This window comes from Microvirga vignae (genome assembly GCF_001017175.1).
GTDB lineage: Bacteria > Pseudomonadota > Alphaproteobacteria > Rhizobiales > Beijerinckiaceae > Microvirga > Microvirga vignae.
The window spans coordinates 30,013-52,575 of the sequence record NZ_LCYG01000004.1 but is presented as its reverse complement, the minus strand read 5'-3'; the positions used below and the strand labels follow the sequence as shown (position 1 = coordinate 52,575).

The 22,563-nt window shown below is 62.2% G+C and carries 22 protein-coding genes; 13 read left to right on the top strand and 9 right to left on the bottom strand.

Annotation, left to right across the window (positions count from 1 at the left end; translation table 11 throughout):
• Positions 1 to 75 precede the first annotated feature (75 nt).
• The 5 genes from AA309_RS01075 (at position 76) to AA309_RS01055 (ending at position 4,404) form a co-directional block, all read left to right on the top strand.
• Entirely contained in the window at positions 76 to 567 is a 492-nt protein-coding gene (locus AA309_RS01075; protein ID WP_047187135.1) for a cadherin repeat domain-containing protein, read from the top strand.
• Complete coding sequence (locus AA309_RS37135; protein ID WP_160310377.1) at positions 564 to 1,244, top strand: calcium-binding protein; 681 nt, start codon at positions 564 to 566, stop codon at positions 1,242 to 1,244. Before AA309_RS01075 ends, AA309_RS37135 begins: the two co-directional genes overlap by 4 nt.
• 184 nt (positions 1,245 to 1,428) lie before the next feature.
• On the top strand, positions 1,429 to 2,049 hold the full coding sequence (locus tag AA309_RS01065; protein ID WP_047187133.1) for a CvpA family protein: 621 nt from the start codon (positions 1,429 to 1,431) through the stop codon (positions 2,047 to 2,049).
• 114 nt (positions 2,050 to 2,163) lie between these two features.
• Entirely contained in the window at positions 2,164 to 3,651 is a 1,488-nt protein-coding gene (purF, locus tag AA309_RS01060) for an amidophosphoribosyltransferase (RefSeq protein WP_047187132.1), read from the top strand.
• A 9-nt stretch (positions 3,652 to 3,660) separates the two neighbouring features.
• Entirely contained in the window at positions 3,661 to 4,404 is a 744-nt protein-coding gene (locus AA309_RS01055) for an SDR family NAD(P)-dependent oxidoreductase (RefSeq protein ID WP_047187131.1), read from the top strand.
• A gap of 36 nt (positions 4,405 to 4,440) precedes the next feature.
• Here AA309_RS01055 and AA309_RS01050 read toward each other — a convergent pair whose 3' ends face one another.
• Complete coding sequence (locus AA309_RS01050) at positions 4,441 to 5,070, bottom strand: Rossmann-fold NAD(P)-binding domain-containing protein (RefSeq protein WP_047187130.1); 630 nt, start codon at positions 5,068 to 5,070, stop codon at positions 4,441 to 4,443.
• 335 nt (positions 5,071 to 5,405) lie between these two features.
• On the opposite strand from AA309_RS01050, the gene AA309_RS01045 reads away from it, so the two are divergent.
• Positions 5,406 to 7,148 (top strand): ABC transporter ATP-binding protein/permease, encoded by a 1,743-nt coding sequence (locus AA309_RS01045; RefSeq protein ID WP_084730787.1) that lies wholly within the window; start codon positions 5,406 to 5,408, stop codon positions 7,146 to 7,148.
• 126 nt (positions 7,149 to 7,274) lie between these two features.
• Here AA309_RS01045 and der read toward each other — a convergent pair whose 3' ends face one another.
• The 3 genes from der to AA309_RS01030 all read right to left on the bottom strand — a co-directional run bounded on the left by der (position 7,275) and on the right by AA309_RS01030 (position 9,986).
• On the bottom strand, positions 7,275 to 8,618 hold the full coding sequence (gene der, locus AA309_RS01040; protein ID WP_047187129.1) for a ribosome biogenesis GTPase Der: 1,344 nt from the start codon (positions 8,616 to 8,618) through the stop codon (positions 7,275 to 7,277).
• An 18-nt stretch (positions 8,619 to 8,636) separates the two neighbouring features.
• On the bottom strand, positions 8,637 to 9,314 hold the full coding sequence (locus AA309_RS01035; protein WP_047187128.1) for a tetratricopeptide repeat protein: 678 nt from the start codon (positions 9,312 to 9,314) through the stop codon (positions 8,637 to 8,639).
• Between the two features lie 81 nt (positions 9,315 to 9,395).
• Positions 9,396 to 9,986, bottom strand: a complete 591-nt coding sequence (locus tag AA309_RS01030; protein ID WP_047187235.1) for an NnrU family protein — start codon at positions 9,984 to 9,986, stop codon at positions 9,396 to 9,398.
• 305 nt (positions 9,987 to 10,291) lie between these two features.
• Here AA309_RS01030 and AA309_RS01025 point away from each other — a divergent pair, with 305 nt between their 5' ends.
• The 3 genes from AA309_RS01025 (at position 10,292) to AA309_RS01015 (ending at position 13,643) form a co-directional block, all read left to right on the top strand.
• Entirely contained in the window at positions 10,292 to 10,921 is a 630-nt protein-coding gene (locus tag AA309_RS01025) for a TRAP transporter small permease subunit (protein ID WP_047187127.1), read from the top strand.
• A 38-nt stretch (positions 10,922 to 10,959) separates the two neighbouring features.
• The gene (locus tag AA309_RS01020; protein WP_047187126.1) at positions 10,960 to 12,849 is read left to right on the top strand and encodes a TRAP transporter large permease; all 1,890 of its coding nucleotides are present in this window, start codon (positions 10,960 to 10,962) and stop codon (positions 12,847 to 12,849) included.
• 476 nt (positions 12,850 to 13,325) lie between these two features.
• On the top strand, positions 13,326 to 13,643 hold the full coding sequence (locus tag AA309_RS01015) for a hypothetical protein (RefSeq protein WP_047187125.1): 318 nt from the start codon (positions 13,326 to 13,328) through the stop codon (positions 13,641 to 13,643).
• A 218-nt stretch (positions 13,644 to 13,861) separates the two neighbouring features.
• Here the strand turns inward: AA309_RS01015 and AA309_RS01010 are convergent, their stop codons facing one another.
• Together AA309_RS01010 and guaA are read right to left on the bottom strand one after the other, a co-directional pair.
• A complete protein-coding gene (locus tag AA309_RS01010) occupies positions 13,862 to 14,221 on the bottom strand; it encodes an ArsC family reductase (protein ID WP_047187124.1) in 360 nt (119 codons plus the stop codon).
• Between the two features lie 4 nt (positions 14,222 to 14,225).
• Complete coding sequence (gene guaA, locus AA309_RS01005; RefSeq protein ID WP_047187123.1) at positions 14,226 to 15,782, bottom strand: glutamine-hydrolyzing GMP synthase; 1,557 nt, start codon at positions 15,780 to 15,782, stop codon at positions 14,226 to 14,228.
• A gap of 101 nt (positions 15,783 to 15,883) precedes the next feature.
• On the opposite strand from guaA, the gene AA309_RS01000 reads away from it, so the two are divergent.
• Positions 15,884 to 16,297: a hypothetical protein gene (locus AA309_RS01000; protein ID WP_150117347.1), complete on the top strand. Its 414-nt coding sequence runs from the start codon at positions 15,884 to 15,886 to the stop codon at positions 16,295 to 16,297.
• A gap of 27 nt (positions 16,298 to 16,324) precedes the next feature.
• Here the strand turns inward: AA309_RS01000 and AA309_RS00995 are convergent, their stop codons facing one another.
• Complete coding sequence (locus AA309_RS00995; RefSeq protein WP_047187121.1) at positions 16,325 to 17,620, bottom strand: RsmB/NOP family class I SAM-dependent RNA methyltransferase; 1,296 nt, start codon at positions 17,618 to 17,620, stop codon at positions 16,325 to 16,327.
• 126 nt (positions 17,621 to 17,746) lie between these two features.
• Between AA309_RS00995 and AA309_RS35705 the strand changes: the two genes are divergently transcribed.
• Positions 17,747 to 17,890: a hypothetical protein gene (locus AA309_RS35705; protein ID WP_200901916.1), complete on the top strand. Its 144-nt coding sequence runs from the start codon at positions 17,747 to 17,749 to the stop codon at positions 17,888 to 17,890.
• Positions 17,891 to 17,929: 39 nt separating this feature from the next.
• On the opposite strand, the gene AA309_RS00990 is transcribed toward AA309_RS35705, so the two are convergent.
• Positions 17,930 to 18,361, bottom strand: coding sequence for an MAPEG family protein (locus AA309_RS00990; protein ID WP_047187120.1), 432 nt, complete (start codon positions 18,359 to 18,361; stop codon positions 17,930 to 17,932).
• Positions 18,362 to 18,382: 21 nt separating this feature from the next.
• Positions 18,383 to 19,876 (bottom strand): IMP dehydrogenase, encoded by a 1,494-nt coding sequence (guaB, locus tag AA309_RS00985; protein ID WP_047187119.1) that lies wholly within the window; start codon positions 19,874 to 19,876, stop codon positions 18,383 to 18,385.
• Between the two features lie 270 nt (positions 19,877 to 20,146).
• Between guaB and AA309_RS00980 the strand changes: the two genes are divergently transcribed.
• The gene (locus AA309_RS00980) at positions 20,147 to 21,604 is read left to right on the top strand and encodes a DHA2 family efflux MFS transporter permease subunit (protein WP_047187118.1); all 1,458 of its coding nucleotides are present in this window, start codon (positions 20,147 to 20,149) and stop codon (positions 21,602 to 21,604) included.
• Between the two features lie 40 nt (positions 21,605 to 21,644).
• Positions 21,645 to 22,502, top strand: a complete 858-nt coding sequence (locus tag AA309_RS00975; protein ID WP_047187117.1) for a dienelactone hydrolase family protein — start codon at positions 21,645 to 21,647, stop codon at positions 22,500 to 22,502.
• Positions 22,503 to 22,563 lie beyond the last annotated feature (61 nt).

The following is a 22,563-nucleotide window of genomic DNA, read 5'->3' as shown; positions in this document are numbered from 1 at the left end:
CACCTATGCCATAGCTCTATCGGTGTACCTCATCGGTAGATGCGGCGATTGGCCCTCGAATCCACAGAGGAATAAATGGCAACGATCCTACTCTCGAACTTGACTGTCATTGAGAACGCATCAGCCGGTACGGTCATTGGCACACTGAGCGTTGATGGGGGCACGGAGAACGAGACCTTCACCTTCACCCTGGCCGACAGCCTGAGCGAGCGCTTCGAGATCAGGCTCAACACGACCACGGGCCTCCATGAGCTGGTTGTGAAGACCGGCGGCAACACCCTTTTCGACTTCGAGACCGCCGAGCTCAAGGAATTCGCGCTCTCGATCTCCGCAACGGGAGACGTGGGAACGGTCATCAGCGACGCCTCCTTCACGATCTCGGTCACCGACAACACGGCCCCGACCGACATCTCCCTGTCGAACGCCTCCGTTATCGAGCATGCTGCGGCAGGCGCGGAAATCGGCGTGCTTTCCGCAATCGATTCTGATCTGAATGAGACTTTCACCTTCACGCTCACCGATGACGCCGGAGGCGTTTCGAGATCGTCGACGGCAGGCTCGTGGTGAAGGACGGCGCCCTGCTGGACTATCTGACGGCGAGCTCGCATCAGGTCACCATTGAGGTCAAAGATTCGGACAACAACGTTTTCCAGGAGACCCTGACCATCAATGTCGCCGATGCGTCCGAGTTGGTGAACGGCACGGCAAAGAACGACAGGCTTGTCGGCAAGGCCGGCGCCGACATGATCAAAGGCTTCTCCGGCAACGACAGGCTCTACGGCATGGGCGGCAATGACGTGCTCGCCGGCGGCTATGGCAAGGACTTCCTTCACGGCGGTGCCGGCCAGGACACCTTCGTGTTCGATAACCCTATCAAGAAGGGCCATTTCGACCACATTGCCGACTTCACCTCGGTCGATGACACCATCCAGATCAGCCTGTTGGCCCTCAAGGCCTACAAGGTTAAGGTCGCCAAGGAAGAGGTCTACGAGTCGCTCGAAGGCACCCGTGCCGGCAAGCAGAAGGGCTTCTTCAGCCTCGACAAGGTGTTCGACAAGGGCAAGATGGAGAGCAAGTTCTTCGCCAAAGGGCATGCCAAGGACACCTATGACTTTGTCACCTACGACAGCAAGACCGGGTTCGTGTATCTCGACCTCGACGGCTCGGGCGGCAGCAAGGGCTTTGCGATCGCCAAGCTGAAGCCGGGCACCTACGTCCAGGCTGACGACTTCGTCTTCATCTAAAGAAGAGAGCTCCTGTCTCTCCCTCGGCCCCGGCGGCATTCGCCGGGGTTTTTTATTAGCCGCTCCTCAGCACCATCTTCACGGCTCTTCAGGCAGGGGTGACGAGAGCGTCTCTTAAGGCTATACAGCCTGGCCTCAATCCGCGAATGCGGCCCCTGTCCCTGTTTCTGCGTAGGCTCGGCTCATGCCCTTTTCTGTCCTGGACCTCGTTGTCATCGGAATCGTCCTGATCTCGGCCCTCCTGGCTGCCGTACGCGGCTTCACCCGCGAGGTTCTGGCCATCGTGGCCTGGGTCGTGGCCGCCGCTGCGGCGTGGTATCTGCACCCTACTGCCCTGCCCATCGCGCAGCAATATATCAGCAGCGGCACGGTGGCGCTGGTCGCCGCCATCGGCGGCATTTTCGTCATCACCCTGATCATCGTGTCGATCATTACGGTCCAGATCTCCGACCTGATCCTCGATTCCCGCATCGGCGCCCTCGATCGGACGCTGGGCCTGTTCTTCGGTGCGGCCCGCGGCTTCCTGATATGCGTGATCGGCTGGGCCTTCCTGGGCTGGCTGCTCCAGGGCAAGGAGCCCGAATGGGCGACCGCCTCCCGCACCCGCCCGGCCATGGAGAATACCCGCGACAGCATCATCGCCATGCTGCCGGAGAATGCCGAGGCGCTCATTCAGAAGCTCAAGAAGCCCACACCGGAGGGCGAGCCCGCCGAGCCGGCCGAGCCCGATCCGCAGCGCGGCGGCACAACTCCGGCTCCGGCCGCCCCTGCCCCGCAGCCGCAGCCCCCGCAGCGTCGGGGCTGATCCTCCCTCCTGTTCACACTTTCGAAGAGCGACAGGAAAACCCATTGGCGTTTAGCCTTAAGGCGATTACATAGGGCCAGCGCCGGTGGGGGCGCGGATCCCAAGGAAATCATGATGTCTTCCAGGTCTGAGACGTGGCAGGTCACCCCTAAGAAGGTGGACCTCGACCTCGACGGCGATACCCTGCGTGAAGAATGCGGTGTCTTCGGCATCTACGGTCATCCGGATGCAGCTGCTATTACTGCCCTGGGGCTCCACGCCCTGCAGCACCGCGGCCAGGAGGCCGCAGGCATCGTGTCCTTCAATGGCGATGTGTTCCATTCCGAGCGCAAACTGGGCCTCGTGGGCGACAGCTTCTCCGACCGTGCAACCATCGAGCGTCTCGAAGGCCTCTCCGCCATCGGCCATGTGCGCTACTCGACCACCGGCGAGACCGTGTTGCGCAACGTGCAGCCCCTGTTCGCTGAACTCGACGGCGGCGGCTTCGCGGTGGCCCATAACGGCAACCTGACCAACGGCCTCACCCTTCGCCGCAACCTGATCCGTGACGGCGCGATCTGCCAGTCCACCACGGATACGGAAGTGATCGTCCACCTCGTGGCCCGCAGCCGCAAGGATAAGGTGGTGGATCGCTTCGTGGAGGCCATCCAGAAGATCGAAGGCGCCTATGCGCTCGTGGCGCTAACCAACAAGAAGCTGATCGGCGCCCGCGACCCGCTGGGCATCCGCCCGCTGGTGCTGGGCGAGCTCGACGGCCGCTACATTCTCGCCTCCGAGACCTGCGCGCTGGATATCATCGGCGCCCGTTTCGTCCGTGACATCGAGAACGGCGAATGCGTGGTGATCTCGGACGAGGGCATCGAATCCTTCCGGTTCGCGCCGGAGCAGTCTCCCCGCCCCGACATCTTCGAATACATCTACTTCGCCCGTCCCGATTCCGTCGTGAACGGCCGCAGCGTCTACGAGGTCCGCAAAGGCATGGGGCGCGAGCTTGCCCTGGAGTCGCCCGCCGATGCGGATGTGGTCATTCCCGTGCCGGATTCCGGCGTCCCGGCTGCGCTCGGCTTCGCGCAGACCTGCGGGCTTCCCTATGAGCTCGGCATCATCCGCAACCATTATGTCGGCCGTACCTTCATCCAGCCGACGCAGTCGGTGCGCGAGCTCGGCGTACGCATGAAGCACTCTGCCAACCGTTCTGCGATTGCCGGCAAGCGGATCGTGCTCGTGGACGACAGCCTCGTGCGTGGCACCACCTCGGTGAAGATCGTGCGCATGATGCGCGAGGCCGGGGCGAAGGAGGTGCATTTCCGCATCTCCAGCCCGCCGATCACCCATCCCGACTTCTACGGCATCGACACGCCGGAGAAGGAGAAGCTGCTCGCCGCGACCCACGACTTGGAGCAGATGCGCCAGTACATCGGCGCGGATTCGCTGGCCTTTCTCTCCATCGAAGGCGTCTACCGCGCCATGGGCGAGAAGGGCCGCAACCCGGCTCAGCCGCAATTCACAGACCATTGCTTCACGGGCGATTACCCGACACCGCTGACGGATCTTTCCGTTGCCACGCCGCGTCGCCTCGCCCTGCTGGCCGAAGCCGACTAAGGACGCCTCATGGACAAGCCCCTTCTCAACCGCGTCGCGGTCGTTACCGGTGCATCGCGCGGCATTGGCCGAGCGGCGGCTTTGGCCCTCGCGGAAGCAGGCGCGCACATCATAGCGCTCGCCCGTACGCAGGGTGCGCTTGAGAGCCTGGATGACGAGATCCGTGCCAAGGGCTCGTCCGCAACCCTCGTGCCGGTGAACCTCAAGGACCTCGACGCTATCGACCGCCTGGGAGCTGCGATCTACGAGCGCTGGGGCAAGCTCGACATCCTCCTCGGCAATGCGGGCCAGCTCGGCGAGCTCGCGCCGATCGCCCACATCGATCAGCCGGTCTGGGACGAGGTGATGACCGTTAACGTGACGGCGAATTACCGCCTGCTTCGCTCTTTCGACCCGCTGCTGCGCGCCTCCGATGCCGGACGCGCGATCTTCGTGACCTCCGGCGCGGCTCATAAGCACAAGGCCTATTGGGGTGTCTATTCTGTATCGAAGGCTGCCCTCGAAGCGCTCGTGCGTACTTATGCCGCCGAGACGGTGACCACACCGATCCGGGCCATGCTCATCAACCCCGGGCCTCTGCGCACCTCCATGCGCCGCGCCGCCATGCCGGGCGAGGATCCGCTGACACTGAAGACGCCCGAGGATCTCGCGCCTCATATCGTCAAGCTCGCCTTGCCCTCGTGGACCGAGACGGGCAAGATCTACGACTTCACGCAGGACGGCAAGATCATCGAGCCGCAGCCGCCAGCCTAAGGAGAGCTGCCTCTGGTCGAGGACGCTTGCTGAGGGTTACGCGAGTTCTGCAGAGGTTACGACGTGCGTGCCAGGACGCGGCACGACGGCAGCTTCCACCAAAGCCTCGGCAATCTTCGTGGCCGGATTGATGCGCAGACTACGCGGCAGAACCGGTTTCAGGATCCCGAGAGCAACCGAAGCCAGCTTTTCACCGAGGCGAAATTCGTCTCGTTTCCCGCCGATCAGTCCCGGACGCACGAAGGTCAGGGACTGGAAGCCGATAGTGGCGAGGTCCCGCTCCACTTCGCCCTTCACGCGATTGTAGAAAAAGCGCGAAGAGGCATCCGCCCCCATCGCCGAGTTAAGAACGAAAGTCGGCGTGCCGTGTTGCTTGGCCAGACGAGCGACGGCGAGCGGATAATCGTGATCGACACGCCGGAATGCCTCTTGGGACCTGGCCATCCTTATGGTCGTCCCAAGAGTGCAGATAACAGCATCAACTCGCCACCATTCTGCACCTTCAGGTAAATGCTCGAAATTGACGATCGGTGCGATCAGTTTCGGATGCTCTGGCAGACGGCGCCGCACAGGGGTGACAACACCGTAAATGCGTGGATCGGCGAGCGCCCGATTAAGAACGTTGCGACCCACGAGTCCTGTCGCCCCCACAAGAAGCAGCTTCATTTGCCCTCCTTTCGGCCTCCGGCTCGCATCCGCATCATGCCCGGACAATGCTAAAAACGCCATTTTACTCCGCAAGCCAAGCACGTGTTGCAATATTACACTAGCCGCTTCAGCAGAAGTTCATATTGGAAACGATAGTGGTCTTCTTCATCAAGACTTTGTCTCGCCGGCGAATTCTTGAAAGAACGACTTCTTATGACAGGACTATATTCAAAGAACATACAAAGCCTTGTCTGGGCAACCACGCAAATGCGGCGTCCGGATAAGGTCTGAAGCAACACGCCGCGGACGGGGCCTAAAAGAGTTCTGGCGCTGCGGGTTGCGCGGGGCAGACCATGTTTATCCAAGCGGTAGCGTCGGCACCTGCGGCGCAACGAGGGCGGCTGGCTGCTCTCCTTTTTCACCTAACGGGGCGTAACGCCTTCTTCCGTGATGTCTGGAAGATCGCCCGTCCCTATTGGCAATCGGAAGAAAAATCTTACGCGCGGCGCATGTTCGCACTGCTGCTCGCCATCAAGTTCACCACCATCTGGATCTGCGTGCAGCAGAACAACTGGTATGCGAGCTTTTATTCCGCCATCGAGCATCATGAAATAAGGGAGTTCTTCAGGCAGGTCGGCATCTTCGCTCTGATCGCCGGCAGCTTCGTCACCACGCTCGTCTATTCCCACTGGGTTGCGGAGAGCCTGAAACTGCGGTGGCGCGACTGGCTCGTACGCCGCTATACCAAGGACTGGCTTGATAACCGTGCCTATTACCGCCTGCAGATCGGTGATGCGCCAGCCACCAATCCCGATCAGCGGATCGTGGAAGATCTCGGCCTTTTCGCCGGGCAGACGATCAATCTCGTCGTCGGCTTCCTCGATGTGGCGGTGAGCCTTGTCGCCTTCGCCACCATTCTCTGGTCGTTGAGCGGCACGGTCACTATCGCGGGTCACTCGATTGCCGGTTACATGGTCTTTGCAGTGTTCGGTTACACGTTTCTCGCGAGCTGGTTCACGCATCTCATCGGCCATCCGCTCGCGAAGCACCATACCAGGAACCAGAACCTGGAAAGCGATTTCCGCTACAGCCTCGTGCGTCTGCGCGAGAATGCGGAGACCATCGCGTTCTATCGTGGCGAGGAGCGTGAAGCGGCGGTCATCGACGAGCGTTGGGCAAAGGTGGTGCAGAACTTCTGGGGCATCATGCGCCGCGAGCGCGCTATTGGCCTCTTTGCCCATGCACATAGCCAGTTCAGCATTATCCTGCCATTTCTGCTTGCATCACCCCGCTATTTCTACGGACAGATCGGGTTTGCGCAAGTGATGCAGATCGCAGCGGCTTGCGGAGCCGTGCAGGCCTGCCTGAACTTCTTCATCACGAGCTATGGGCAGATCGCGCAATGGCGCGCAACGACTGAGCGCCTCAAGAGCTTCCGCAATCAGCTCGATGCTCTGAAGGCAACGGCCATCTCCTCCATCGAGGCAGAGCGCAAGGGCGAGGCTTTCATCGTGCGCGATCTCGAACTCTCACTTCCCAATCAGCGCATAATCACGACCAATCTGCACATGGAGGCAGCCTCCGGCGAAGCAGTTCTCATCAAGGGACCGTCAGGTGCCGGCAAGAGCACCATGCTGCGCGCCGTGGCAGGCATCTGGCCTCACGCGAAAGGCCAGGTCTCCTTCCCTGAAGGTGAAGTGCTCTTCGTGCCACAAAAGCCTTACATCCCTCTCGGCACTCTGCGTCAGGCGGCGTTCTATCCGGCAGCACCCTCGACAGGCGATGCGGAGATCGTCCGTGTTCTCGAAGCGGTGCGCCTCGGCCATCTCGTCGAGCGTCTCGACGAGCTCGACCAATGGAGCCAGCGCCTCTCCGGCGGTGAGCAGCAGCGCCTCGGCTTTGCCCGCGTGCTACTGGCCAAACCCCGCACGATCTTCCTCGACGAGGCGACCTCCGCGCTCGACGAAGACACCGAGCGGCAGGTCTATACGCTTCTGCGGGAAGCCGAGTGGAAACCCACTATCCTCAGCATCGGCCACCGCTCGACGCTCATGCAGTTCCATGACACGGTGTTCGAAATGGAAACGGCGGCTTGAATGCCTGGTAGCGCGTCATGACCGGGCTCGTCTCGGGAATCCACGCCTTTGGTGCATGAAGGGATGAGGATGTGGACGGCCGCAACAAGTGCGGCCATGACGTGAAGATCACCGGAAAGAAGCGCCCTACTTCCGTTCCTTGTCGTACGGGTTCTGTCCCATGCGCAGCGACACGCGGATCGGGACGCCGGGCAGGTCGAAGGCCTCGCGAATGTTATTGATGAGGTAGCGAGTGTAGCTCTTCGGCAGTGCGTCGAGCTGGTTGCCGAAGATGGCGAAATGCGGCGGGCGCGATTTCACCTGGGTCATGTAGCGGATCTTGATGCGGCGGCCAGAGACGGCGGGTGGCGGGTTGGCATCAATCGCTTCCTGAAGCCACTGGTTGAGCTTCGCGGTCGAGATGCGCCGGTTCCAGGTTTCATAGACCTGGAACACCGCCTTCATGAGCGGATCGATGCCGCTGCCGGCAAGACCTGAGAGCGGCACCACGGGCGCGCCCTTCACCTGCGGCAGCAGGCGGGACGCCTTTTCCTTCAACTCGGACAGCAGGCCAGGCTTGTCGGCCACCAGATCCCACTTGTTGAGGCCGATCACGAGGGCGCGGCCCTCCTGCTCCACCAGATCGACGATGGAGAGGTCCTGTTTCTCGAACGGGATCGTGGCATCGAGCAGCACCACCACCACTTCGGCAAAGCGCACGGCGCGGAGGGCGTCCGCGACGGAGAGCTTTTCGAGCTTGTCCTCAACACGGGCGCGCTTGCGCAGGCCCGCCGTGTCGAACAGCTTCACCGGGCGGCCGCGCCAATCCCAGTCGAGGGAGATCGAGTCGCGGGTGATACCGGCTTCAGGCCCCGTGAGCAGGCGATCCTCACCCACCATGCGGTTGATCAGCGTCGACTTGCCTGCGTTCGGACGGCCGACGATGGCGACCTGAAGCGGCTTGTTGAGGTCTTCCTCCTCCTCTTCCTCATCAGGCTCGGGGAAGAGAGGCATCAGGGCCTCAAAGAGATCGGCCATGCCCTCGCCGTGCTCGGCGGAGAGCGGAACCGGCTCGCCGAGGCCAAGCGAGAAGGCGTCATAGGCGCCGGCCATGCCCGCACCGCCCTCGGCCTTGTTGGCAATGAGGATCACGGGCTTGCCGGAGCGGCGCACCATCTCGGCGAAGGGCCGGTCGGCAGGCAATACGCCTACGCGGGCATCGACCACGAAGAGGATGACATCCGCATCCTCAATGGCCGCTTCCGTCTGCGCGCGCATCCGGCCGAGCAGCGACTCTTCCGTCGCCTCCTCCAGTCCTGCGGTGTCGATGATGCGAAACTCAAGATCGCCGAGACGCGCCTCGCCTTCGCGCCGGTCGCGGGTCACGCCCGGACGGTCGTCGACGAGGGCGAGCTTCTTGCCTACGAGACGATTGAAGAGAGTCGACTTGCCGACATTCGGCCGCCCGACAATGGCGACGGTAGGCGTCATGTCCCTGGTGCTCCGCCTTTACTGAGTGACTTGAACAGGCCCGCCCGCCACGAGAGCGGTGTAAACGGCAAGCCGCTGCCTCAGGGCGGGAGGCGTCTCACGGTCAGCCGCGATCTGGTCGAACCAGCGCCCGGCATAATCCATGTCGCCTGCCTTAAGGCCCGACAACCCCAAGAGTTCCCGAGCCGAATGGCGCCATGCATTCGAGGGTGCGGCCATGGGTTCGAGGGCTTGGCGGATCTTGGCGGGATCGACGGTGTCGAGGCGCAGCCATGCGGCGCGCAGACGGGCCAAGTCGCGCCAGAGCGGCGCAATCCCGGAATCGTTCGCCAGGGCATCATAGGCCGCAGCACCCTGCTCCGCATTCTGCTGGCCGCGCTCGGCAGCGACACGGAAGCGGGCGAGCAGGCTGTAGCCGGTGTCACCTTCCTTAGCGAGAGCCTCAAGGGCAGCGTCGGCCTCCTGGGTCTTGTTTTCGTCGGAGAGCTTCAGAGCCGCCTCGTAGCGCGCGGCGGCAGCCTGTGCGCGGGTCTCCTGCACGTGTTCCCAATAGCGCCAGCCGCCAATGCCACCGACGATGAGGACGACGACGGCAATGATGAGGCCATTATACCGGGCCCAAATCTTCGCCAGCTGGTCGCGGCGGTATTCCTCATCGACTTCGCGAATGAACTCGTCGTTCTGGTTCGTGGCCATCGTCCCTCATGCGGCCCGTGGGCCGCCTCCTTCAATAGAAGTGGGTCGCCTAGCATACCCCCCCGCCTAAGGCGAGAGGTTTCACGCTCTTGTGGGCAGGACGGATACGCCGATCAGCAGCGGATGGAGCCAGAAAACGAAGGCTAGGTAGACAGCAGTGCCGATCACCACGGCCAGGATGTCGTTGCGCCAGCCTGCAGGCGCGGCCGTCCCGCCATGCTGGGCCGCCACGTCCCGGCGCTTCACGCTGATGCGCGCGACCACCGCCCAAGCAAGGATTGAGCCGAAGAGCAGGATGGAGCCGAGATCCCCATTGGCGATCAGATGCGCGAAGGCCCAGATCTTCACGCCCGCCAGCATGGGATGCTTCAGGCGATACTTGATGTGCCCCGGGAGATAAGCCGCCACGACGCAGATGAAGGCGATGAGCACGAGAAGAAGCGAGATATGCCGGGTCCAGACCGGCGGATCCCAGACAGGGATATAGCCATTGGCCCGGTACTGTCCGTAGCCGATGGAGATCAACGCGATTCCGGCAAGCGACAGAAGCGAATAGAGTCCTTTGTAGGGCCCCTCGCCGATCCGTCCGATGAGCCCTGAGCGGCTTTTGCGCGCCATGGTGAAGGAATGGATTCCGAGAAACAGGATCAGGCCCAGAACAAGCAGCGTCACGTTCATTCTCCCAAGGAAATAGGAAACTATAGCTACGCATCTCCTCGCTGGCCACTCGGAGGCCGGTCGAAAGGATGGAACGGCACCTCGAAGCTCGGCTTCCCATGCGGCAAGTTTCAGACTGTTGGCAAGAGCCTGAACTGCCTAAACTTTTAACATTGCGGTATCTTGCAGCACGAAAATTTCCCGGGTAGTGACCCAGGCAAACGTCGCTATAGACTAAGGCGGCATGGCGAAGGGTTTTGAAACTCGGTAGCTAGCCGTCAGATCCGACCAACAACGGTTTTCAAGGGGGAGACGGACAGGTGACGGCGCTCATCAAGCTATCTCGTGTCATCGACTCGATCAACGAACGCATCGGCAAAGTCGCGGCCTGGGCCATCGTGGTGGCCATCGTCGTCTCCGCCGTCAATGCCATCATCCGCCGTATCTTCGGCGTCTCGTCCAATGCCTGGCTCGAGCTGCAATGGTACCTGTTCGGTGCCGTGTTCATGCTTTGCGCTGCCTGGACGCTGAGGGCCAACGAGCATATCCGGATCGACATCATCTCCAGCCGCCTGACGAAGCGCGGGCGTGATCGGATCGACCTGATGGGCCACCTGCTCTTCCTCTTCCCGTTCGTGGCGCTGATGCTGTGGCTCTCCGTTCCCTACTTCGAGAAGTCCTATGCGTCCGGCGAGGTCTCCTCCAATGCCGGCGGCCTGCTGATCTGGCCGGCGAAGGGCCTGATCCTGTTGGGCTTCATCTCCCTGGCCTTCCAATGGCTGAGCGAACTCATCAAGCGCGTGGCCATCATGCAGGGCCAGTTGGCCGACGAGCATGATCACGTCGGTGCGCATGGTGCGGCCGAGGTTGAAGCGGAGCGTCTGATCGCAGAGCTGGCCGATACAAGCACCACCAAGGGCGGCGAGCCCCCTGGCGACGGCATCCGCTAAGCCTCTCGCCCTGATCTGATTTTCGGAGTTCTTCGTCCATGGCTGCATTGATTGCCCAGAACCTCGCGCCGATCATGTTCGCGGCGCTGGTTGTCTTCCTTCTCCTCGGTTACCCGGTCGCCTTCTCGCTGGCGGCGAACGGCCTGCTGTTCTTCTTTATTGCGGTAGAGCTTGCTCCTCTGGCTCCTGAGAACATCAATCTCTCCTGGCCCCTGCTGCAGGCGCTGCCGGACCGTATCTACGGCACCATGTCGAACGAGGTGCTGCTCGCGATTCCGTTCTTCACCTTTATGGGCTACGTCCTTGAACGGTCGGGAATGGCGGAAGACCTTCTCGATACCATCGGCCAGCTCTTCGGCCCCATTCGCGGGGGTCTGGCCTATGCGGTGATCTTCGTGGGCGCACTGCTCGCCGCCACCACCGGCGTCGTGGCCGCGTCAGTGATCTCGATGGGCCTGATCTCCCTGCCGATCATGCTGCGCTACGGCTACGACCGGCGTCTGGCTTCGGGCGTCATCGCGGCCTCGGGTACGCTGGCCCAGATCATCCCGCCGTCGCTCGTTCTCATCGTCATGGCGGACCAGCTTGGCCGCTCGGTCGGCGACATGTACGAGGGCGCGTTCCTCCCAGGCCTTATCCTCTCCGGCCTCTATGCCGGTTACGTGCTGCTGATGTCGATCATCGACCCGAAGTCAGCTCCAGGCCTTCCGCTGGACGCCATCGGCTATCGTGAGCCCAACGGCTCGCGCGGTGTCTGGCAGCTCGGCATCCTGGTGCTCTTCTCCGGTCTCGTCGGCTACTATGTCCTGTCGCAGACGGACACGAAGGGCGGTGCGGACTTCGTCATTCTCACAATCTGCGTGGCGACCGTCGTGGCCCTCATCTGCGCCCTCATGAACAAGATGCTCGGCGCCAAGCGCATCGTGATCTCGGCGGTTCTCGTTGCCGTGCTCATCGGCCTCTACGTCATCCTTCACCAGCAGGGCTACGAGGGCCTCGCGTTGACGATGGAAATGGTCCTCGCCGGTGCGGTCTACGCGCTGGTCGTCGGCATCGTGGAGCGCTTCACGGGCCTTCGCCTCATGTCCAACATGGCGCAGCAGGTTACCTTCGTCATGGTGCCTCCGCTGCTGCTCATCTTCCTCGTGCTCGGCACCATCTTCATCGGCCTTGCGACTCCGACGGAAGGCGGCGCCATGGGCGCGCTCGGCTCGGTGATCCTTGCCGCGATCAAGCGCAAGCTCGACAACAACCCGAACCGCTTCAACTTCACCATCGTCCGCCAGGCGACGGAAGCGACGGCGAAACTCTCCGCCTTCGTTCTCTTCATCCTGATCGGCGCGCGCGTGTTCTCGCTCACCTTCTACGGCGTGAACGGGCACGTGTGGGTGGAGCACCTGCTGACCTCGCTTCCCGGCGGTCAGGTGGGCTTCCTGATTGTTGTGAATATCCTGGTCTTCCTGCTGGCCTTCTTCCTCGACTTCTTCGAGCTGGCCTTCATCGTGGTGCCGCTGCTCGGCCCCGCGGCGGAGAAGCTGGGCATCGACCTGATCTGGTTCGGCGTGATCCTGGGCGTGAACATGCAGACCTCGTTCATGCACCCGCCCTTCGGCTTTGCCCTATTCTTCCTGCGCTCGGTGGCTCCAAAAACGGCCTATACCGACCGCGTGACGGGCAAGAGGATGGAGCCGGTGACCACGGGTCAGATCTACTGGGGCGCCATTCCCTTCGTGGTGATCCAGCTGATCATGGTGGCCATCGTCGTGCTCTTCCCGAACATCGTGATGCACTACAAGGCCGCTGGCCCGGCCGTTGATCCGGCTGCGGTGCAGAAGAAGCTCGACGAGCTTCTCGTCCCCGGCCTCGGCGGCCCTGGCGACGGCGGCCTGCCCAACCTGAACTTCGGCGACCCGCCGAAGATCCAGTAAGGCGGATCATGCTACAAACGAGAAAGGCGGGCCTTGGCCCGCCTTTTGTTTTGTGCGGAAGGCGCTCTCGCTCAGCTGCTGCCTCAGCCGCCACGCCCGCCGTCTCCCCGGCCTTGTGCCGGGGATCTACGTCTTGGACACACAGCGCTTCCAAAGGCGTGGATGCCCGCAACGAGTGCGGGCATGACGGTGGAGGATGCGGCTCGAACGCGGCAAGTGCATTGACCCTGCACCGCCTTCACGTGTTATCTTATCACCGGAGCCGGACGCATCCGGCTCCGGGGCGTGAGAACCCCTTCAGGGCGGCGCAAGCATCCGCCGCTAAACGATGCCTTCCCTACCGTTATGGTCGGGGAGGTGTTGCCGCATGTCCAGGGCGAAAGCCTAAAGGGCAACGCGGTCGTCCCTGACGGCTTCTCAACTCCCCGACCACCAGCAGTGCTGGTGGTCGCTTCATCTCGAAGGGAGTTGTTGCGATGGACCAGCCCTGCAGCATCGTGGCCGATTGGCTCTCGAAATTTCACACTTGGCCCGAACTCATCCAGGCCCTCTGGCTCGTCGCCATTCCCGCAACCGTGCTCGGCGTCACCTGGATCGTGGTGCGCGGCCTGACCCGGATCCTCGCGATCACTTCGCGCGGCCAGCTGATCTACGGCGTCTACCAGGACGAACAAGGCCACTGGATGATCTACCGGCACGACCGCAAGCCGCAAGAAATCGACTGGACCAACCCGCCGGAACTGATCGGGCACGACCGCGTGACCCAGGGCGTGATCAGAAGACCGGAGGAGTGAGAGAGTGGGGTATCTGACGCCCTTGCCGTCATGCCTGCACTCGTTGCGGGCATCCACGCCTTGGAAATATCGCTGCAAAAAGACGTGGATCCCCGGGACGAGCCCAGGGATGGCGAGAGGGTGTCATTGGCGATGCGAACAAGCGTGGACGGCGGTCTCCGGATCAAGTCCAGGGACTGCCATGACAAAGCAGCGCAAATGTATTGGAGCTTTCGGCCTTACCGAACCGCCTCTTCGTATTGATCCGCTTTGAACCCGACGATGAGACGACCATCGAGGTCGAGGACAGGACGCTTGATCATCGAAGGCTGATCGAGCATGAGCGCGATAGCCTTGCCTTCGTCGAGATGGATCCTGTCCGCTTCCGGCAGCTTGCGGAACGTCATGCCGGCTCGGTTGAGAAGCGTCTCCCAACCCACATTGAGAGCCCAGCCCTCGAGCCGCGCGCGATCGATGCCTTGGGTCTTGTAGTCGTGAAACGAGTAGGCGACGCCGTTGGCATCGAGCCAAGCGCGCGCCTTCTTCATCGTGTCGCAGTTCTTGATACCGTAGAGAGTAGCAACTGGCTTCGACGCCATTCTCTCACTCCCACTCGATGGTGCCCGGCGGCTTCGACGTGATGTCGTAGGTCACGCGGTTGATGCCCTTCACCTCATTGATGATGCGGGTGGCAACGCGGCCGAGGAACTTCATATCGAAGGGATAGAAATCAGCCGTCATGCCGTCGATCGAGGTGACGGCGCGAAGCGCACAGACATGATCGTAGGTACGAGCATCACCCATGACGCCGACCGTCTTGACCGGGAGCAGCACAGCGAAAGCCTGCCAGATCTCGTCGTAGAGACCGGCGTTGCGGATCTCTTCGAGATAGATCGCATCAGCCTTGCGCAGGATATCGAGCTTCTCACGGGTGATCTCGCCCGGCACGCGGATCGCAAGGCCGGGACCAGGGAACGGATGGCGGCCGACGAAAGCGTCCGGCAGGCCAAGCTCGCGCCCGAGCACGCGCACCTCGTCCTTGAACAGCTCGCGTAAGGGTTCCACGAGCTTCATCTTCATGCGCTCGGGCAGACCGCCTACGTTGTGATGGCTCTTGATGGTGACCGAAGGTCCGCCGGTGAAGGACACGCTCTCGATGACGTCGGGATACAGCGTGCCTTGAGCGAGGAAGTCGGCGCCACCGATTTTTTTCGCTTCCTCGTCGAACACGTCGATGAAGAGCTTGCCGATGGTCTTGCGCTTCACCTCCGGGTCAGACACGCCTTCCAGCGCGCCGATGAAGAGATCCTGCGCCTGCACATGAACGAGCGGGATGTTGTAGTGGTCGCGGAAGAGTGTCACCACCTGCTCGGCCTCTGAGGCGCGCAGCAGGCCGTGATCGACGAAGACGCAGGTAAGCTGGTCGCCGATGGCCTCGTGGATGAGCACCGCTGCGACGGCGGAGTCGACGCCGCCGGAGAGGCCGCAGATCACGCGGCCCGTGCCCACCTGGGCGCGGATGCGCTCGATGGCCTCTTCACGGAAGGCCTTCATGGTCCAGTCGCCCTTGCAGCCCGCGATGTCGCGAACGAAATTGCGGATGAGCTGAGCGCCTTGAGGCGTGTGCACCACCTCCGGGTGGAACTGGACGCCATAGAACTTGTGCTCCTCGTCAGCGACAACGGCGAAGGGCGCATTCTCTGATGCCGCCAGCACCTGGAAGCCTTCAGGGAGCCTGGTGACCCGATCGCCATGGCTCATCCAGACGGGATATTTCTTGCCGACCTGCCACACGCCCTGGAAGAGCGGGCTCTCGGTGAAAACCTCGATTTCCGCGCGACCGAACTCGGAATGATGCCCGCCCTCGACCTCACCGCCCAGCTGTGCCGCCATGGTCTGCTGGCCGTAACAGATGCCGAAGATCGGAAGGTCTGTCTCGAACAGCTCTTTGGGAGCACGAGGCGATGTATCGGTCGTCACCGATTCCGGGCCGCCGGAGAGGATCACACCCTTCGGCTTCATGGTCCGGATGGCCTCAGCCGCCTTCTGAAACGGAACTACCTCTGAATAGACGCCGTCCTCACGAACCCGACGGGCTATCAGCTGTGTTACTTGAGAACCAAAATCGATGATCAGAATCTTGTCGTGCGTCTGGGCCATTTTATATCACTACAAGTAGGAGGGCATGTCTCGGTGCGGGATCGTATCTGGTGCTTTACCCTCATCCCTGCCGAAGTGTCATGCCTTTTCATGGGGCTGCCATGGGGCGTTATGCGTTTATAGCTCTTTTCTCGATTCTTGGGCTCTTGTTTCCAGGCGGGGGCATCTCTGAGGGACTGTCTTTGCAAAAGATTGAGGCGCTCAGCCAAGGCGCTCTCCCCGAGATCCGCGAATTCATCACCCGAAAGCTCGGATGTTCCCATTGGGAAAGCAGGGTTAATCGGGAGAGGCTAAAAACCGCAGAAGTAAAGCGAGCAGTCAAACATTTAAGATGCGGCGCGCTTGAAGAGGACGAGGCCTTCCTGCGCAAGGCTTACTCAGGGCACACGGCCTCCATCAATGCCCTCGATACGGCGGGCGGAATGCGGGTTTCTGTCTCGAACACGACAGCTCCACCTGTTTCTGCCGTCAGTAAGCCGACCCATCAGCCGGCGCCAGCGGACGCCGGGTTTTAGGTTTTACTCCCAAACTACGGTTTGCATTTAACGGCGCTTCAGGCAGGAGACGAAGAAGCCGTCCGTGCCTGTTGTCTTCGGTGTCAGCTGAAGCCCGTTCTTCGTGACGCGCACGAAGGGTCGCAAGTTCGGCAGCCCCGCTGCGGCCAGCAGCTCATTCGCCTTCACGACCTCGAAGCCGGAATCGCGCTGGAGAAGGCCGTCGATAGCCTCGTCGTTCTCCTCCGGCAGGATCGAACAGGTGATGTAGACGATGCGCCCGCCGGGCCTCACCAAGGCTGCGGCACGGTCGAGAACGGTTGCCTGCTCCTTGCGGCGCACCTCCACGCTGCCAGGGCGCAGGCGCCATTTCGCATCAGGATTCCGTCGCCAGGTGCCAACACCGGTGCAGGGCGCGTCCACCAGCACGCAGTCGATCCGCCCTTTGAGATCGGATACCGCGTCGGCCCCACCGCGCGGGGTGCGAACCTGAACATTGCGCACGCCCGCACGGGCCAGGCGATCATGGATGGGAGCAAGCCGCCGCGCATCGCCATCGGTGGCATAGATTTGCCCGTGGTTCTCCATCATGGCAGCCAATGCCAGAGTCTTGCCGCCGCCGCCTGCGCAGAGATCGAGCACCTGCTCACCGGGCTTTACGGCCGAGAGAAGTGCAGCCAGCTGCGAGCCCTCGTCCTGGATCTCGATCCAGCCCTTGATAAACTCGGGCTCGGACTGAACGGCAGGCCCGCGCCCGTCCTCGCTAGGCGCGATGCGAAGGCCTAAGGGCGAGAGAGGCGTCTCGACAGCGCCGAGATGCGGCAGAGCATCGTGCGCCTCCTCGCGAGAGGACACCTTCAGGGTGTTCACCCGCAGATCCAGCGGCGCGCGGGTCGTGAGTGCCTGCATCTCAGGCGTCAGATCATCGCCGAAGACCCGCTGAAGCGAAGGCTCGATCCATTCCGGAAAATCACCGTCCACATGGGCGGGAGCCCCATCGAGACTGGCAGCTTCCAGCCTCTGACGCTCGGTATCCGACAGAGGCTCAGGTGCAAAGCGCTCGCCCGAGCAGAGAGCCGCGATGGCATCAGGCGTCATGCCGCGCTGGAGCCGCAGCATACCAAGCACCGTGGCGCGGGGCGTTACCTCTCCCATGATCCAGGTGGCGGAGGCTTTGCGGCGCAGGGCATCATAGACGAGGCTCGCGATGGCAGCCCGGTCCTTCGAGCCGGCAAAGCGGTGCGAGAGCCCCCAATCCTTGAGGGCGTCCGCAGCCGGGCGACGGCGGGCTTCGATGTCACCGAGGACCTCGATGGCGGCGGAGATGCGGGCTGCAGGTGTCATCGAAAAAGCACACTTAAGCTTGGCCGCAGAAACGGCGCATTTTTTCCTATTTTCCGACTCGTTCGGAAGTGGATTCGAGAAGCGCGTGCAGTTCCGCACGATTCTTCCCTTGGAGCTTCCAGAACAATGTCGATTCTCCCTCGCCTCGTGGCCCTCAGCCTCACCCTCGCCATTGCCGCTTGCGCCACGGCCCCGGCTGCCGACCCGGCCCCGCCCCCGCGCAAGATGACTGACGCCAAGACCCAGCTCGAAAGCGGCAAGAAGTACTAATCGAAAAGAGCGGAATGGGCGAGTGCGCCCCTCCCGCCTTTAGATACCCACTTCCGAAGAGAAGACGCGAATACCGAAGATGATCCACATGACGGCGAGGATCAGCACGCCGACGGCGAACGCCTGAAAGCGCCAGATCACCTTATTGGATGTCGTGTGGATGGCCGCGTGAACCAAGCGGCTCGTCACGAACATCCAGGACATCACGACGAAGAGCATATCGGCCTTGCGGGTGATGAGCGCCAGAACCACCAGCACATAGAACAACACCGGCACTTCGGACTGGTTGTGAAACGCGTTCTGGAACTGCAGAGTGCGCTTGGGCCAGTTGCGCTCGCCCAGAGCGATATCGCCCATTCTCACCTCGCCTGAACGAAGGCTCGCGATCCGCGAGCGCCCCATCATAAGAAGCAGAACGAAGGTGACCCCGACTTGCACGAAGACGGGCACGAGAACGGCAGCGATACTCATGGGCGAGAACTCGTGCGAACCTTAACTACGTGTCGGGTAGTTAGGGCTCTCGCGGGTGATCGCCACGTCATGGACGTGGCTCTCGCGAAGACCTGCGCTGGAGATGCGGATGAACTGGGCCTTCTCGCGGAACTCCTGCAGATTCGCCCCACCCACATAGCCCATGGAGGCACGAAGGCCACCGGTGAGCTGGTGGAGCACGCCCGAGACCGAGCCCTTATAGGCCACTTGGCCCTCGACGCCCTCCGGCACGAGTTTGAGGGTATCGCGCACTTCCGCCTGGAAGTAGCGGTCCGCCGAGCCGCGGGCCATGGCACCCACCGAGCCCATGCCGCGATAGGCCTTGTAGGAACGACCCTGGTAGAGGAACACCTCGCCGGGGGTCTCGTCGGTGCCCGCGAGCAGCGAGCCCACCATGGCGCAGGAAGCGCCGGCGGCCAGCGCCTTGGCGAGATCGCCCGAGAACTTGATGCCGCCGTCGGCGATCACCGGAATGTCCGCCGCATGCGCCGCCTCGACCGCCTCCATGATGGCCGTGAGCTGGGGCACGCCGACGCCCGCAACGATGCGGGTGGTGCAGATGGAACCTGGGCCGATACCGACCTTCACTGCATCCGCGCCGGCATCGATGAGCGCCTGGGCGCCTTCACGGGTTGCCACGTTACCGGCGACGACCTGGACGGCATTCGAGAGCTTCTTCACGCGGGTAACGCTCTCCAGAACCTTCACGGAATGGCCGTGAGCGGTATCGACCACGACCACGTCGCAGCCGGCATCGATGAGGCGTTCAGCGCGCTCGAAGCCACTCTCGCCGGTCGTGGTGGCGGCGGCGGCGAGAAGACGGCCCTGAGCGTCCTTGGCCGCATTCGGATAGGCCACCTGCTTCTCGATGTCCTTCACGGTGATGAGGCCGATGCAGCGGAAGTGGTCATCGACGACCAGGAGCTTCTCGATGCGGAATTGATGGAGCAGGCGCCGAGCCTCGTCCTGGCTCACACCCTCGCGGACGGTGATGAGCCGGTCCTTCGTCATCAGCTCGGAGACGAGCTGGTTTGGATTATTGGCAAAGCGCACGTCACGATTGGTCAGGATGCCGACGAGCTTGCCCTTGGTGTTGTTGGGTCCGCGCTCGACCACCGGAATGCCGGAGATGCCATGATGCTTCATCATGGCCAGCGCATCGGCCAGCGTCTCGTCCGGATAGATGGTGATGGGGTTCATCACCATGCCCGATTCATAGCGCTTCACGAGCCGCACCTGCTCGGCCTGGGCCTCGGGCTCGAGATTGCGGTGAATCACGCCGAGGCCGCCGTTCTGGGCCATGGCGATGGCCATGCGTGCTTCCGTTACCGTGTCCATGGCGGAAGCGATGATCGGCATGTTCAGATGGATGGTGCGGGTCAGCCGGGTGGCGACATCCACATCGCCGGGCAGAACCTCGGAACGTCCGGGCCGCAGCAACACGTCGTCGAAGGTCAGTCCTTCGATGATTCGATCCGTAACGATTGAGGCCATGGCCAACTCCTTCAGGTGTGCGCGGCGGATGAAGCGATAACGCTTTGTCGAGTTGGCACGGGTCCGTAGCACGGGCTTTCGCTTTCGCAAAGGGGCGAGAGGCGCATTCACAGAAGATGTGCCGTGCAATGAGCGCCGACGCACACCCTCCTCCCCATAGGGGAGGAAAAATCGGTGGTGCAATTGGAAAGGCAGGGCTTAGCCCCTCTCCTGCTTGTGAGGGCAAAATATTTTGCTAATGGCAAGGGACGGCGCTAAGTCCCACCGGTCATGCGCCAGGTCCGCCTTCTCCCCCTCATCATCGCCACCGCTCTTTTCATGGAGAACATGGATTCGACGGTTATTTCGACCTCGCTTCCGATGATCGCGCAGGACTTGAGGACCGACCCCATCGCGCTGAAGCTTGCCCTGACCTCCTATCTGGTGAGCCTTGCCATCTTCATCCCGATCTCCGGCTGGGTGGCGGACAAATACGGCTCGCGCACCATCTTCACCGCCGCCATCGGCGTGTTCATGGGAGGCTCTCTGGCCTGCGCCGGGGCGAACTCGCTCGAAGGCTTCGTGATCGCCCGCTTCGTGCAGGGCATGGGCGGGGCCATGATGGTGCCGGTCGGGCGTCTCGTGCTCTTGCGCAGCGTGCCCCGTAACGAAGTGGTCCAGGCGCTTGCGACCCTGACCATCCCGGCCCTCATCGGTCCGGTGGTCGGCCCGCCGCTCGGCGGCTTCATCACCACCTATTTTCACTGGCGCTGGATCTTCTTCATCAACATCCCGTTCGGCATTCTCGGCATCGTGCTTGCCACGATCTTCATCCCGAACATTCGGGAAGAAGACACCCCGCCCCTCGACATCGCCGGTTTCCTGTTGTCGGGCATCGGGCTCGCCCTCCTCATGCTTGGCCTAGCCTCAGGCGGGCGCCATCTCATCCCGGAAGAGGTCTCCCTCGGCTGCGTCGTCATCGGCACCCTCTGCGTGGCGGCTTATGTCTGGCATGCGCGGCGGACGCCCCATCCGGTACTGCAGCTCAATCTCCTCAAAGCGCCGACCTTCCGCATCAGCGTTCTCGGCGGTTCTCTCTTCCGGATCGGCATCGGCGCGATCCCCTTCCTCCTGCCGCTGATGCTCCAGATCGGCTTTGGTCTCAGTCCCGTCGCATCAGGGTCTCTCACCTTCATCGCGGCTGTCGGCGCGCTGTTCATGAAGACCATGGCCAAGCGTATCCTGGAGCGGTTCGGTTTCCGAAGGGTGCTCGTGGTCAATGCCTTCATCGGAGCGGCCTTCGTGGGCTTCAACGGGTTCTTCACGCCCTCGACGCCTCATTGGCTGATCATGCTCATTCTGCTGATCGGCGGCTGCTTCCGCTCTCTCCAGTTCACGAGCCTCGCCGCCATCGCCTATGCGGAGGTCTCAAAGCGTGACATGAGCCATGCGACGAGCCTGTCGAGCGCAGCCCAGCAGGTGGCACTCAGCATGGGCGTGGCCTTCGGCGCCTACGTGGTGGAAGCGGCAGCCCATTGGAACGGCCGAACCGCCGTCGATGCCGGGGATTTCGGCCCTGCCTTCTGGGCCGTGGCCATCGTCTCCGCCCTCTCGGGTTTTATCTTCGCGAGACTCGAGCCGAGTGCAGGCGCTGAAATGTCAGGGCATCAGGCGGTAGAAAAGAAACCTCCCTCCACAGGCTTGGGCGACGGGACTACAAATCTCGGTGAAGAGGTAGAACGCCGATAGGACTGCGTTACCATTCTAGGCTTCGGACCAGGAGGCCACCATGGATCAACGCATCATCGACCTCTACGACGACTTTACTCATGGAGGCATGAGCCGCCGCTCCTTCCTCGACAAGCTCGCCGCGCTTGCCGGAAGCACGGCCGCCGCAAGCGCCCTTCTGCCGATCCTGCAGAACAACTACGCCATGGCGCAGACGGTGCAGGAGAGCGACCCGCGGATCACGGCGGAAACCGTCGACATTCCCGGCGCGCAGGGTCTCAAGGGCTATCTCGTGAAGCCGAAGGATACGTCCGGCAAGCTGCCGACGGTGATCGTCATTCACGAGAACCGGGGTCTCAACCCGCACATCAAGGATGTCACACGCCGCATGGCCACGGAAGGCTTCCTGGCGCTCGGCCTCGACTATCTCTCGCCCATGGGCGGCACGCCCACCGACGAGGACAAGGGCCGCGAGATGATCGGCCAGCTGAAGCAGCCCGATGTGATCTCCTACGGCAAGGCGGCCGTGGCTTATCTGAAGGGCCGCCCCGACAGCAACGGCAAGGTCGGCGCGGTGGGCTTCTGCTGGGGTGGCGGCGCGGTGAACAACCTCGCGGTCAACGAACCCAACCTCAACGCGGGCGTCGCCTATTACGGCGGCCAGCCGAAGGCTGAGGATGCGCCCAAGATCCAGGCCGCGCTCATGCTGCATTACGGCGGGCTCGATGAGCGCATCAACGCCGGCATTCCGGCCTATGAGGCGGCCCTGAAGCAGGCAGGCAAGACATACGAGATTCATGTCTACGAGGGCGCCAACCACGCTTTCAACAACGATACGAACGCCGCTCGCTATGACAAGGAGGCCGCTGATCTCGCCTGGAGCCGAACGGTGGGCTTTTTGAAGAAGCACTTGGCCTAATGACCATTCTCTACGTCATGGCCGTCCCCGGACGTGATCCGGGGATCTGACCTGGCCATCC

Bases quoted from the DNA above. Each gene is read 5' to 3' on its own strand.
- purF (WP_047187132.1), top strand. From the start codon at position 2,164: ATGTCTTCCAGGTCTGAGACGTGGCAGGTCACCCCTAAGAAGGTGGAC.
- AA309_RS00995 (WP_047187121.1), bottom strand. From the start codon at position 17,620: ATGACACCTGCAGCCCGCATCTCCGCCGCCATCGAGGTCCTCGGTGAC.
- AA309_RS01075 (WP_047187135.1), top strand. From the start codon at position 76: ATGGCAACGATCCTACTCTCGAACTTGACTGTCATTGAGAACGCATCA.
- AA309_RS00990 (WP_047187120.1), bottom strand. From the start codon at position 18,361: ATGAGTATCGCTGCCGTTCTCGTGCCCGTCTTCGTGCAAGTCGGGGTC.
- AA309_RS01010 (WP_047187124.1), bottom strand. From the start codon at position 14,221: ATGGCGTCGAAGCCAGTTGCTACTCTCTACGGTATCAAGAACTGCGAC.
- AA309_RS01015 (WP_047187125.1), top strand. From the start codon at position 13,326: ATGGACCAGCCCTGCAGCATCGTGGCCGATTGGCTCTCGAAATTTCAC.
- guaB (WP_047187119.1), bottom strand. From the start codon at position 19,876: ATGGCCTCAATCGTTACGGATCGAATCATCGAAGGACTGACCTTCGAC.
- AA309_RS01055 (WP_047187131.1), top strand. From the start codon at position 3,661: ATGGACAAGCCCCTTCTCAACCGCGTCGCGGTCGTTACCGGTGCATCG.
- AA309_RS01050 (WP_047187130.1), bottom strand. From the start codon at position 5,070: ATGAAGCTGCTTCTTGTGGGGGCGACAGGACTCGTGGGTCGCAACGTT.
- AA309_RS01035 (WP_047187128.1), bottom strand. From the start codon at position 9,314: ATGGCCACGAACCAGAACGACGAGTTCATTCGCGAAGTCGATGAGGAA.
- der (WP_047187129.1), bottom strand. From the start codon at position 8,618: ATGACGCCTACCGTCGCCATTGTCGGGCGGCCGAATGTCGGCAAGTCG.
- AA309_RS01000 (WP_150117347.1), top strand. From the start codon at position 15,884: ATGGGGCGTTATGCGTTTATAGCTCTTTTCTCGATTCTTGGGCTCTTG.
- guaA (WP_047187123.1), bottom strand. From the start codon at position 15,782: ATGGCCCAGACGCACGACAAGATTCTGATCATCGATTTTGGTTCTCAA.
- AA309_RS00975 (WP_047187117.1), top strand. From the start codon at position 21,645: ATGGATCAACGCATCATCGACCTCTACGACGACTTTACTCATGGAGGC.
- AA309_RS01045 (WP_084730787.1), top strand. From the start codon at position 5,406: ATGTTTATCCAAGCGGTAGCGTCGGCACCTGCGGCGCAACGAGGGCGG.
- AA309_RS00980 (WP_047187118.1), top strand. From the start codon at position 20,147: ATGCGCCAGGTCCGCCTTCTCCCCCTCATCATCGCCACCGCTCTTTTC.
- AA309_RS01065 (WP_047187133.1), top strand. From the start codon at position 1,429: ATGCCCTTTTCTGTCCTGGACCTCGTTGTCATCGGAATCGTCCTGATC.
- AA309_RS01020 (WP_047187126.1), top strand. From the start codon at position 10,960: ATGGCTGCATTGATTGCCCAGAACCTCGCGCCGATCATGTTCGCGGCG.
- AA309_RS35705 (WP_200901916.1), top strand. From the start codon at position 17,747: ATGTCGATTCTCCCTCGCCTCGTGGCCCTCAGCCTCACCCTCGCCATT.